Here is a 12911-nt window from a genome sequence, read left to right as displayed (position 1 = left end):
TTGTGAAGTAAGGCTTGTCATCATTGATTTTGACCGGCAGCACAATGCTGTCACTGTCACCATCAAAGTCCGTGGCGATCACTTTGAAATTGAGCGTTAAATCGTTGCTATCAAGTGCATGATCTACCGGCGCGGAGAGCGTAAAGCTGTATGAGCCATCGGTATTCAGCACTAGGGTAAAGACAGTCGTGCCGCCTGCAGTCGCCGTGTAGGTCAAGTTACCATTGCCATCATCGACGGGCGCTGAGAGCGTTACCGCTACACCATTGGAAGTAAGCCCTTGTACTGGGCTCGCACTGGTATCCAGCGTAAAACTGGAAACACGATCGGAACCTTGCACGAGTTCAAATTGACCATGAGCGGTTAGCGGTTCTTTGTCTGTATCTGAGCCTTGCGGCAAGTCGTTTTCATGCACATACAGCCCGGTCACGTTTGTGAAGTAAGGTTTATCATCTTTCACTGTCACCGGCAGGGTGATATTCGCACTATCACCATCAAAATCTGTCGCGACGACGTTGAAATTGACCAACAACTCATCGCTGTTTACTGCATGGTCAACCGTTCCTTGCAGAGTAAAACGGTAACTACCATCGTGGTTGAGCAACAAAGTAAATACGGCTTCACCACCCGCCATAGCGGTATAGGTGTAATTTCCGTTCGCGTCGACCGATTCAGTCAAGGTGACTTGTACACCACCAGACGTCACTCCAACCACCGCATCGGTCAGATTATCTAAACGATACGAGACAACACCATCCGCACCTTGGGTAGTCGTAAAATTACCCTCTGCGACTAAACCCGCACCGCCACCAATCGAACCGGTATCCAGCGTTTTTTCAGCGACAGTCAGCGGCTCAACACCCGTGATCATCGGCTTGTCATCTTGGATCTGAATGCTCAAATTCCCTGGTGCAGAGCTGTCGTTATCGTAGTCAATGGCTACTATTGGCAAAGTGATGGTTAACGCATCACTATCCGCTGCGTGATCTAACGTTCCTTGCAAAACAAACTGGTAACTACCGTCACCATTCAGGGTCAATTGGAAAACATCTCGGCCGCCTGCGGTCGCTTGATAGACGCGTGTACCATTAACAAAAGTTGGCTCACCTAACACTACCGCTTCACCTTGTGAGGTAAGGCCAGAGATAGGGTTGGCACTGTTAGGATCAATTTGATACGAAGCAACCTGATCCGAACCTAGCTGGGTATCAAACTGCCCAGAAACTGTTAGCGAATCCGTGCCATCAGAGCCGATGGCAGATCATTCTCATTGAGGCTCAGCGTGGGTTCGTCAACCATCACTGGTGCAGTGCCATCATTGATCGCCACAGAAATATTGATCGGTGTTTGAATGGCATTGCCATTGCTATCGGTTCCCGTCACCTGCATCGCAATCGAAATTTGATCGCCATTGATAGAGACCAAACCACCGCCCACTGAAGGCAGATGATCAATGGGCTGACTGAGTGTGGTGGTGATGGTGAGGTTGATATCTCGCCCTACCGATTCCGCGTTGATCGCAATGCTCAGAACTTCGTTGCCATTTTGCTCGCCAATAATGCTGTTGCTGGCCGAGTCATAACGAAAAACCACTGGCTGACCAGAAGAGGTAATGTCTTGGTTCAGTTCCGCTAAAAGTGCAGTTAAAAATGTAGGTGCAGGAACGAACGAAACCGGCAAAAGAGCAAGGCTCCCCGCCGTAATTAGGGTAGTTACTGATGATGATTGTGGATAAGTGCCAAGCGATAAGGAGCCTTCGGTCACTTGTGCAGAAACATTTTCCCCACCCTCTGCAAAGCGCAGCGGGTTAACGAAAGTTTGGGTTGTCGAGAAGGTTTGAGTGAAGCCATGAGTGTCAAACGACGTACTCGCGAGCACTTCAGGATAGTTATAAGCGATCGTGATCGCCCCTTCATTTGCAGAACCAGTAGCCCCTGCCCCGGCTGCTGCGGCTTCTAACGCGGTGGTGGGGTCAACACCATCTAAAATGGCCTGTTGAATCGCGGCGATGGCTTGTTCATCAAAGTTCGCCGCATCAAGCTTGGTTAAATCGACATTGATTTCACCTTGCAACGGTGACGTGAATAACGCTGGCTGTTCATCCAACGCAAGCTCAGGCAAACAAGCGACGCAGTTGGCATCCACTTGAACGGCACCCAAAGAGGTTTGTACTACGACTTCTGCTTGGTTAACGGCGATGATGATTTCACCCGGTTGCAGTACATCCCCTGTATTCACAATTCGCGCCTGACCTTGCGCATTAACAACCACTACATTGCCAGACACACTGGTGACTGTTACAGGTTGAGTAACAACTTGAGACTCCATACTGCCCCCATTTTTCGCGATAATTGGTGATAGATTATTTCAATATGCTAATAATTATAATTTTGTAACTAAACTTACCGTTTAAGTTATAAGTGATGCATAACTAAATGACTACTCATAAGAGGACTAAATAATCGCCGTCTCAATTGTGGAATGGTTTGATGACTCTAGGCGGATTAAAACTTAGAAAGTGGTGCTCAAGGATGAGAATCTGGATAGAAAGCAGGCAAATTAGCCTGCTTTAAATAAGTGCTGCAGAGCACGGCTGACAGGGAGTTGAACACGATCAATATGTACCCACATTCTGCCCGTTAAATCGCGGGTAACTTTGTCGATTTTAGCAACGTTAACCGCTATAGAGCGGTGAATTTGCCAGAACTGATTTGGATCCAATTGCGCTAACAGCTCTTTTAAAGACGAGCGCAGTAAATACTCTTGGGTCACTGAACCTTGCATTTTGTACAGTGAGAGATACTTATCCTCTGCTTTCACATACAGTACGTCACTCACCGCAAGCAGATGGATTTCTTCGCCTTTACTGGCTTTCAGCCATACTTGGTATTGCGGTTTTGTGCTGCGAGTCAGTTGCTCAAATTGACTGATTAGTTGAGTTAAATCCGCCGTTGGAGAAGCGTTACGCTCCAATTGCTGTTGTAGTTTTTCACAGCAATGGGCTAGACGCGACAGCGAAAGGGGCTTGAGCAGATAGTCAATGGCATTGGCCTCAAACGCGCTGACCGCATATTCATCGTAGGCCGTGATAAAAACCACCAACGGAATCTTGGGTAAGGTGAGCAAACGCCGAGCAACCGCCATGCCATCAAGCTTAGGCATACGAATGTCGAGAAAAACCAAATCGGGCTGATGATGCTCAATAGCCTGCAAGGCAACTTCACCATTCTCCGCACTTGCGACTATTTCAAGCGCTGGCCATGAGTCGGCTAGCATCTTGTTAAGATGATGACGCAGCAAGGGTTCATCATCCGCAATCACGGCTTTAACACATTGATTCATCATCCATGTCCTATCATCTATCCTGTTATTCGACGGCGGTGGGGTGCTGTAATTCCTGTAGGTGCGGTAAGCGAATACGGATAGTCGCGGTCACCCCGCCAAAATAATTTTGTGCCACAGTAAGTCGGCCTTCATCCCCAAATAGACCCGACAAACGCTCACGAACATTCTGCAAGGCAATACCGTTACCTTTGGGGGTATCACTCAATCCCATGCCATTATCTTCCACCGCCAGTTCAAACCAACCCTCTGCAATTTCAATGCGGATACGGATGGTTCCGCCCTCGGCTTTGGGTTCAATACCATGCAATACGGCATTTTCCACCAAGGGTTGGATCAGCATGGGTGGCATACCGAGATTCCCCCAATCGGCTAGCTCAGGTAGCGTGTATTCCAGCCGTTCGCCTAAGCGGATTTTCTGAATGCCAAGATAAGCATCAACCAATTGCATCTCTTCGCGTAAATCACCGGTGTTGGTTCGCTTTACACGCATCGCGCCACGCATCAGTTCAGTAAGTTTTTCCAACATTAGCTGCGCTTTGTAAGGCTCAACCGAGATCAGCGCATTGATATTGGCTAAGGTATTAAACAGAAAATGCGGTTCAATTTGGCTCTGAAGTTGCTTTAATTGACTGAGCAGTAGCGCTTTCTCCTGCTCAGACTGATGACGGCGCGCGGCTTCCAGTGCCCCTTGCGCGATCAATTTCTGTTCATGGGCGTAGAAATACAAAAAACAGACCGCAGAAAAAATGAAACCTAAAATGATGATGGGTTTGTAAGCGGAAAAGTCATTAAATTCTGGGTACTTACGCAGCCACAAATACGCACAGAATGTGCCAATCACCACAGCACAACTCAGTGCCAATACGTTAACCAAACGGGATGACAGCTTGGGCCAGCAACGCTCAATCCAATAGGCCGATAAAAACGCGCTGTAACCATACCCAAAACTGATGGCGATATGTTCGCTAAAGCTGCCCCCCCAAATGGTCAGGGTTGTTAACGCAATGACGAAACAAAACAGAGTGGTAAACCCAAAACTTTTCAAAGTTTGAGTGGAAATATCAAAGCGTCCCATCATCTAGAATTTCCCTTTTAGATTGAACAAAATCCTAGCGCTATCAGGCAGGTTTGCATACGCCGAGTCCGAATCCCCACTTAAAAAACGTGCGGCAAATTCCAGTTCCAACGAGGCGCTACCACTATCGTAAGCTTGCCAGTTGAGCCATTGAGTGACGATGAGTCCTCCATCTTCCACAGACCACAGCACATCCAAAGTAGGCGTTAAATCATCAATACCTAGTAGCTGACCACTGGTGCTATCCCACGTCCAATGCAGCATAACGTTATGTGCCATGAGATTAGCGGCTTGGTAGCCCTGCGCATAAGAAAAAGCCATTTGTGAATGCCCGGCTTCGCTAAGCAGAGCTACGCTGGTTAGTGCTTGTTGCCACTCTTGAGCATTCCAACTGCGCCCATCGTACCAATACTCGGCAATCACATTATGCCCTTCCGCATTCGCCCAGTTTAAGCCAAACAAAAACTGCCCTGCATGCTGCATTTTCACCAATTCGAGCGGGCGCTCAGTTTGCTGTTGGTATTGCCAATATTCTCGTTGATACAGCCAGGACGTATGCACACCCCACGCGGAGTTCAGTACTGATACCCAAGAACCGCCCACTAAACCACGCCGAACATTGTCGTAGTAGACGATGCCTTGAATCTCGTTATCACCGACTAGCCGATAGTGACGTAGCCCCACACCTTGTTGTTCATTGCTTTCTATCAACTGTGCATCACTCGATCGCCCCCAAGAGCTATCGGTGGCGAGCAAAGTCCACTCCCCCAATCCTTGATAGGAAGAAAGGGCGAGCACGCCTGCCCCTTCTTCGACCTGAATTCCAATAGGATTACGCCGATAAGGCAAAAACAGATCCAAGGGGCGATACCCGTAACCCACGCCCCAATCGAGGCGAATTTTTCCCGCGGTAATATCCAAGGTTTGCCCCGCGAGAATCCTTTCCCCTTGCCAGAAAAGTTCACTGAGGGTGAGAGTGGCATCGCGTGACTGTTCAGAGCTGTGATAAAGCGGAGAAAGGGTGAGCGCGAGGCTCGCCGTCCATCCCTGCCAGCGAGATTCTAAATCCAACCCAGCATCCACCTGTTCTGCTGTTTCACGTTTTTGCCCCTGAGGTGGGGCAAACAAAGGCGAATCACTGGGCTGGGTGTGCGAGGCGCTCATCATCCAATCCCAATCAAATGTTGGCATCGTCTGCGCTATCCCATGAGTACAAACCAAACAGCCCACTAACCCCGTTATGAGCAACTTCATCTTAGTGCTCCAACACTGGGTTTTGGATCAAATACGCAGGATTGTAAAACTTGTCATCCAAACGAGTTGGCTGCACCGACTGGTACTCAATCACGGTGCGTTTCAGTGGTTGGATTTTATCGAGCAGAATCATCTCTGTGACGCGATCGCCCTCAATAGAAAACCACGCCACTTTGGCCAGTTTACCCGAATGCAAATAGAGATCCGCTTTCACAGGCGAAGCATCGACTTTATTAAGCCACAAAGTGATGGCCTGATAGCTGGCTCCTGCGGTTTTTGCTTTCAGCGCCAAACGATACGTTTCAACATTGGAAAGATCTTCACGTTGCAACGGCTCCTCCCCTTCTAAACTCGGCAGATAATCCTCACTCCAAGTCAGGGTGGAGATATCCCCAACAGAGGCTTCACCGAGTAATTTTTGCATCGGCGTGATGCGGATCGGGCGACGACTTTTCGGCATAAGTAGCCAATAGTTATCCCCGAGCATCAACATTTTTTGTCCGGCTTCGGTGGCCGATTGAAACAGCACTAAGGATTCTCGATTCTCACGCACATACACATCGTACTGGTTGGTTTTCTCAAGCTTACCGTCATGGTAAAGCTGCACCACAGAAACCACTTTGGCTGCAGGTTCTTTGAGCCGATAATCATCGGCGCGCTGCACCATGCTGACCACATCCACTTCATTGGCAGCAAGGTTACAAGCCCAGAGAAGCCCCAACACGAAAGTTAAAATGGATTTACACATACGCTAATGCCTCCGTGATCGGTTTGTTCACCCCTTTGCGAGCAGAGAACCAAGCCGCCAGCACACAAATCACCACGGTTCCGACCGCACAAAGGCCAACCAGAGTGAAAGAAAAATAGAGATCGAGCGGATAACCTTCCGTTCTTCCCGGCGGGGGTGGCATTTGAATATCCGCCACGCGCACAACAGCAATCGTCAGCAAATTGAGCAAAGTCCCGAACAAAGTGCCGCATAACGCGAGTAAAGTGGCTTCACGCACAAACCCTGCCAAAATGTCATTGGGGAACGCCCCCAACGCTGACAAGGTTCCAATCTCACGGGTGCGCTCACTGACTGACATGGTTAAGGTATTGAACAGCGCCACAAACACCACCATCGCCATGACCGTACCCATTACGCCGAACAGTCGATCGTATAAATCTTTCACTCGGGTGTAGAAGACGGCGAGCTGTTGCCAAGGCGTCACTTGCAGATCTTGCGGTAAATGCAGCTTGCTTAGCTGCTCTTCCACCCAGCCTTGTACACTTGCGGCGTGCTCCGTGGTAAACAGATACACAGATAAGGTGCTGACTTTACTTGAGTTCAGTAGCTCCTGCGCTGAAGTAAGATGCAGATAGAGCTGGCGTTTATCCAACTCAGGCACACCGGTTGAATACAGCCCGCGTACCTGAAAATCTAACGCATTGAGCGCTCCATCTGCGGTAGTGGCGAGCAATGTCACCCAATCGCCAACAGCAACATTCAGGTTGCGCGCCAGATCGACGCCCAACATCACCTGTGGCTGAGTAGGATCGAACCGTGGCGAGTTCGGGTCTTGCAATGTTTGTCCTGCACGCAGATCCAAAAACGGGCCTTTCATATCAAACTCTTTGTAATCCACGCCAAGGCCGACAAAAATCGTCGACTTCACGCCATTGGAAACCAGCCCAGTCAGTTCAATACGTGGCTGAATGCCACGAATAGCAGGGTTAGCCAGCAAGGCTTGGCGAATGCTATCGCTCCCCTCAAGCCCGTTTGCTAAAGGCGTTTCTTCCTCTTGTTCAAAGTAACCACGTAGGCTAAGCGTTAAATGCCCGACATCGCGCGCCGTCGATTCACGCAGCGAATCGTAAGTGTAGAGACCAAAGCCCCCCGCAGAGGTTAAGGCCAATACCGCAATCGCGATGATCGAGATAGAGAGTAAACTGCGACGGCGGTTACGCTGCAGATTCAGTGCCGCCAAACGCCATGCTTGAGAGATCAACTTGCCCATTGCATCGCCTCCAATGAAATTTGCCCATCCACCAGATTGAGTGTGCGATCGCACTGCGCAGCCATGCGTCCATCATGGGTCGCCACGACAAAGGTGGTTCCCAGTTCATGGCCGAGATTTTTCATCAAGCTGATCACGCGATTGGCCGTTTGGCTGTCCAGACTTGCGGTCGGCTCATCTGCCACCACCAATTTAGGGTTATGGACTAAGGCACGAGCAATCGCGACACGTTGCTGCTGGCCACCAGACAGATGATCCGGTCGCTGTTGCATCACCGCTTCCAAACCCACTTTGATCAACATATCACGTGCCAGCTGCTGCTGATCTCGGCGGCTAAAACCGTTGAGTAGTAAGGGATAAGCCACATTTTCCAGCGCAGTCATCACTGGCACTAAGTTGAATTTCTGGAACACAAACCCAAACTGGGTACGACGCAGTAAGGCTGCTGATTTCCCACTGCGTGGATAGGCTTGTCCGTCTAAGGTCACTTCACCTTGGTAATGCGGATCAAGCAAACCAAGAATGTTCAATAAGGTGCTTTTGCCCGAGCCAGAAGGGCCGCACAGCGCGAGCATTTCACCTTGTTGCACCACACCACTCACACCACGTAGGGCTGGCGCTTTCTGTGTTCCGAGTGGATAGCACTTTTCAATAGATTGAAATGTCAGCATGTAGCCCCCTAAGCTTGTTCGAGCAAGGCTTGCGCTTGCTGAGTCTCGGGATGGTTGGCATCCGTTTGTTGCATTTTTTCCACCCAAAGACGTGCTTGCTCTTTATCTTCAGCACGCAGTGCCGCCACAATGGCTAAATGGTAAATCCATGCGGTGGCGGCAAATGGTTGCGCCTGAAAATCAGGTTCGGACAGCAGAGTAAGGTAGAGATCGTATCCACGCTCAAAATGGTTAAACATGTCTGGCATTGAGGTATACGTTGCCGCCGCTATCGCTACTGTGAGCATGCGTGTCGGTAAGCCATTGCGGCGTTCTTCCGGACTCGAGGCATCCCGATTGAGTAACGAAAGCCCCTTTTCGATCGTGGCAAGCCCTTCTTCACTAAAACGCATTTTTTTCCATGGCAAGAAGGCATCACGCCCCATCAAAGTGCGCGTACTGCCCAAATAAACCAAAGACAGTGCCGTTGCCCCTTCTTGCTCAATGAGATTTTCTAGCTCGGTGTACAAAGGTTCCACCAGTTGGGTATCTCCTTGTGCGGCTTGATTGTAACGTTGGATCATGGCTTCGGTCGGCAGAGCCAAAGCTTGCCAAGCCAGTAAGCTCAACAAAGCCCCAACCACGTAAGCAGGGAAGAAAAACAGATTGCGAGTTTTCATGCGAAATGTCCTTTTCGGTAACGTGAAACGGTCCAAACTGCTGGTAGTACTTACCGCCACAAGGTCCAAGCAATCTGGAATTCGGGAAGTTTACCCAGCGCAACACGAAGTGATCGTGGTTTGCGATAAAAGGTCATTTTCTGGCGTGAATGGTATTTCGCTAAGATGAACGGTTGGTGTAAAGAGCGGAACAACGGGGATTAAAGTTCGGCTAACCCGAAAAAAACTGCGCCAGTACAGAGACTGGCGCAAGAAGATGAAACGGTTTGGAAGGTTACGGTACACCGTGACCTTTAGAAGCCACCCACACTCGGTACCATTGTTCACGAGAGAGTTGCAACGACAGCGCGGCAATCGCACTTTCAACGCGCTCGATTTTGCCTGAGCCGATGATCGGTAACGGCTGGCTTGGCAAACTGCGTACCCAAGCATAAATCACTTGTTCAATCGACTCAGCTCCCAGTTCAGCACGGATCTCTTCCAACACTGCACGTACACGCTGCGTTTGCTCAGTCTGACCAGAGAAAATGGCACCGCCGCCCAAGCATGACCACGCCATTGGACGAATACGCAGGCGTTGCAATTGATCCAAGGTGCCATCGTGTGCCACTTCAAAATTAAGTGGGTTGATTTCCACTTGGTTCGTCACCAACAGCTTGCCCAAGCGTGATTGCAGCAAATCAAACTGCGCTGGCGTGAAGTTGGATACACCAAAGTGTTTCACTTTGCCGACTTTGTGCAGCTCAGAGAACGCTTCCGCGACTTCATCGGCATTCATCAACACATCTGGACGGTGGATCAGCAGCACATCAATTTCATTAACGCCTAAGCGCTCTAACGAATTGTTGACCGATTGATAGATGTGCGCGGCACTGGTGTCGTAGTAGTTGATTTTGCGTTCTGGGAAGCTGGGATTACACAGTTTAATATCGCATTTAGTGACAATCTGGATCTGCTCACGCAGCGATGGCTCAAGTGCTAATGCTTCACCAAACAAGGCTTCACACTGATAACCGCCGTAAATATCTGCATGATCGACGGTGCTGATCCCCAACTCAATATGCTGCTTAAGAAAGGTTAAGCGCTGCTGGGGAGTCATGTTCCATTCTGCCAATCGCCAGTAACCTTGAACCAATTCAGACAGCTCTGGCCCTTGTTGCGCCATAGTGACTTTCTGTACGGTTGCCTGTTGTTGCATTGTCATTCTCCTGTTTTTCACTAAGCGACATCCTAAGCAGGAGGCTAGCTCGGCGCAAAACCTATCAATATCTATCGGTGAAGTTGTGACTTAGCTTGGATTTTTTATCGCATGACACACAATGAAAACGTTCATTTCTACGCCTACCGTGGACAAGTTGTGATTCAGTGCAAGTTAACAAGGCGTAGAGCCAAGAATGATGTCGGTTAGCACTTAGCGACTTATCCTTTTTTGAATCAAAAACGGCTCACTGACATTTGCGCAGGTAAGAAAGCCGCCCCACTAAGGATAGACGATGAAACTCAACCCTCTGACCTTGTCACTGCTGTCAGCCTTGGCGCTACCAGCCTTAGCCTCACCCAATTTAACCGCCAACTTAACTGTAGCGACCACCACCAACAGCCGTGATTTTCCGCTGCAAGCTGATGCGCCACTGGTGATTCCGCTGACCAAAGGCGATTACACCCTCACCATCAGTGGTATTGAAGGACATTGTCCGGCAGCCCCCACGCTAGCCGTAAAATTCAATACACCGCTTGCCCTCAATTGCGGAGCCAAAACCGAGTTACCACTGAACATTCGTTTTAGTGGTGATTATGCATTCCAATGGCAAGCGCAAAACAATACGCTTACCTTAGTGCGCCAAACCACCCAAGCTGCGAAAACCGAATTTCGCCGCCCGATTCCTAATGTCAGCTGTGAGGTGTACCAAGGGGGTGAAGTGACTTTAGATTTGGCAGACAGTTTCGTCGATGGCACCGAATTAAAAGACGCGTTTACCGGACAAATGGTGACCGTCCAACATGGCAAAGTACGCCTAACACCTTCCCCCGACAGCGGCGGTTTAGTGCTGCTTGAACCAAAGCCGCTGCCTAAAACCAATCAACCCCAAGTTCCGCCGTTTACCTATCGCAATGCCAATATCTATTTCGTAATGGTCGATCGCTTCTACAACGCTGACCCAAACAATGATCACAGCTACGGCAGACAAAACGACGGACAAGAAGAGATCGGCACCTTCCACGGTGGGGATCTCAAAGGTGTGATCGCCAAACTCGATCACATTAAAAGCTTAGGTACCGATGCGATCTGGTTGTCACCGATTGTTGAACAAGTGCACGGCTTTGTCGGCGGCGGCGAGAAAGGTTCATTCCCGTTCTATGCGTATCACGGTTACTGGACACGTGATTTCACTAAGATTGATGCCAACTTCGGAGTGGATGAAGATCTACAGACCTTAGTGCGTGAAGCACATCGCCGTGGTATTAAAGTCCTGATGGATGCCGTGATTAACCATGCCGGCTACGCCACATTAGCCGACTTGCAGCAAGATGCGGTACAAGTGGTTAACGCCCCTATGCTGCCTGAACGTTGGAGTGATTGGAAACCCAAGGCCGACCAGAACTGGCACAGTTTCCATCAAGCGATGGATTACCAAAGTGAAAACTGGAAGCGATGGTGGGGCGGTGATTGGGTACGCGCGGGGCTTCCAAACTACCCCAAACCAGGCAGCAGCGACATCACCATGAACTTAGCAGGCTTGCCCGATTTTCGCACCGAGTCGACTCAAGCGGTTACACCACCGCAATGGCTGCTCAACAATCCGGGTACACGAGTGGTGAGTAAACCAAACTACAGCGTCGCGGATTACTTGATTGAGTGGCAAAGTGATTGGGTGCGCCGCTTCGGCATCGATGGTTTCCGCATCGACACAGTAAAACATGTCGAAGGCGAAGTTTGGCAACGATTAAAACAGCGGGCAACCGAAAACCTCGCGGCATGGCGGAAGGAAAACCAGCAGAGCGGCGAACCGTTTTGGATGATGGGCGAAGTATGGGGACACAGTGCCTATCGCAGCCCCTATTTCGATGATGGTTTTGATGCGCTGATTAACTTTGACATCCAAAAACGCATGGATAATGGCGCTGCATGCTTAAGCCAAATGGCGATGGTGTATCGCGATTACGCGCAGACACTTGCAAAATACCTTGATTTCAACTCAGTGAGTTACATGTCTTCCCATGATACTGAGCTGTTCTTTGGCCGCTTTAAATCATTCGAGATGCAACGTAATGCCGCCAATGCCCTACTGCTCACACCGGGTGCCATCCAAGTTTATTACGGGGATGAAGTCGCTCGCGAAGCCGGACCTTACGCCGATGACTTCCACCAAGGCACACGTTCTGATATGCCGTGGGAATGGAATGCCGAGCAGCAAGCTTTACTCAAACACTGGCAAACCTTGGGACAATTTCGCCAACGTCACCCTGCCATTGGGGCAGGAACACATCGCGAGATCGCTCAGCCCAACGCTTATCTTTTCACTCGTCAGCTAGGTGAAGATAAAGTCGTTGTCGCTTTCGTGGGCCGTTAATCAATTCAATAAGGAGCATATTGAATATGCTCCTTCTCTAACGTTTTCATTTCATGTCTTATTCAATAAGAAAACGTCTAAATATCATCCTTTCGTTGTAACTCGCTGTAAACTCTGCAAACTCATACTGGTACAACCAGAAAATCAATTTAATTCATTGATTCATTTGAATTAAATATCTATCTTTCGCCTCCTTTTAAAAAATAACACCTCCATTTTCTTTGACATCTGGTTAACACAAATTTAACATCAAATTTCGCGTGACCTTTTCCCGGGCTTTAGGCGTTTTGTTTTTCACGGCAAAGCGGCTATGTCGAAGGTAAGTGACTCGCTGG

Annotated in this window: 9 protein-coding genes and 1 pseudogene; 1 reads left to right on the top strand and 9 read right to left on the bottom strand. The window is 49.4% G+C overall.

Translation table 11 applies throughout. The annotated features are described in order from the left end of the window. From D908_RS0119540 to D908_RS07890, 9 genes and pseudogenes are all read right to left on the bottom strand, one after another. Positions 1-2328, bottom strand: a pseudogene (locus tag D908_RS0119540) (retention module-containing protein); the annotation flags it as partial. Positions 2329-2559: 231 nt separating this feature from the next. Continuing rightward, positions 2560-3345 carry a LytR/AlgR family response regulator transcription factor gene (locus tag D908_RS07855; protein ID WP_005525055.1) on the bottom strand — a complete coding sequence of 262 codons (786 nt, stop codon included), beginning with the start codon at positions 3343-3345 and terminating at the stop codon, positions 2560-2562. Positions 3346-3367: 22 nt separating this feature from the next. After that, a complete protein-coding gene (locus D908_RS07860; protein WP_005525053.1) occupies positions 3368-4423 on the bottom strand; it encodes a sensor histidine kinase in 1056 nt (351 codons plus the stop codon). After that, entirely contained in the window at positions 4424-5674 is a 1251-nt protein-coding gene (locus D908_RS07865) for a hypothetical protein (RefSeq protein ID WP_005525051.1), read from the bottom strand. A gap of 1 nt (position 5675) precedes the next feature. Beyond that, complete coding sequence (locus tag D908_RS07870) at positions 5676-6422, bottom strand: outer membrane lipoprotein-sorting protein (RefSeq protein ID WP_005525049.1); 747 nt, start codon at positions 6420-6422, stop codon at positions 5676-5678. Beyond that, positions 6415-7674 (bottom strand): ABC transporter permease, encoded by a 1260-nt coding sequence (locus D908_RS07875; RefSeq protein WP_005525047.1) that lies wholly within the window; start codon positions 7672-7674, stop codon positions 6415-6417. Before D908_RS07875 ends, D908_RS07870 begins: the two co-directional genes overlap by 8 nt. Further along, complete coding sequence (locus D908_RS07880) at positions 7662-8345, bottom strand: ABC transporter ATP-binding protein (RefSeq protein ID WP_005525045.1); 684 nt, start codon at positions 8343-8345, stop codon at positions 7662-7664. Before D908_RS07880 ends, D908_RS07875 begins: the two co-directional genes overlap by 13 nt. Before the next feature lie 8 nt (positions 8346-8353). Continuing rightward, complete coding sequence (locus D908_RS07885; RefSeq protein WP_005525044.1) at positions 8354-9004, bottom strand: hypothetical protein; 651 nt, start codon at positions 9002-9004, stop codon at positions 8354-8356. A gap of 274 nt (positions 9005-9278) precedes the next feature. After that, entirely contained in the window at positions 9279-10202 is a 924-nt protein-coding gene (locus tag D908_RS07890; RefSeq protein ID WP_005525042.1) for an aldo/keto reductase, read from the bottom strand. Positions 10203-10497: 295 nt separating this feature from the next. Between D908_RS07890 and D908_RS07895 the strand changes: the two genes are divergently transcribed. After that, on the top strand, positions 10498-12576 hold the full coding sequence (locus D908_RS07895; RefSeq protein WP_005525041.1) for an alpha-amylase: 2079 nt from the start codon (positions 10498-10500) through the stop codon (positions 12574-12576). Positions 12577-12911 lie beyond the last annotated feature (335 nt).

This window comes from Vibrio mimicus CAIM 602, assembly GCF_000338875.1.
GTDB lineage: Bacteria > Pseudomonadota > Gammaproteobacteria > Enterobacterales > Vibrionaceae > Vibrio > Vibrio mimicus.
The sequence above is the reverse complement of the archived record's forward strand: the minus strand, read 5'-3'. Positions and strand labels throughout refer to the sequence as shown.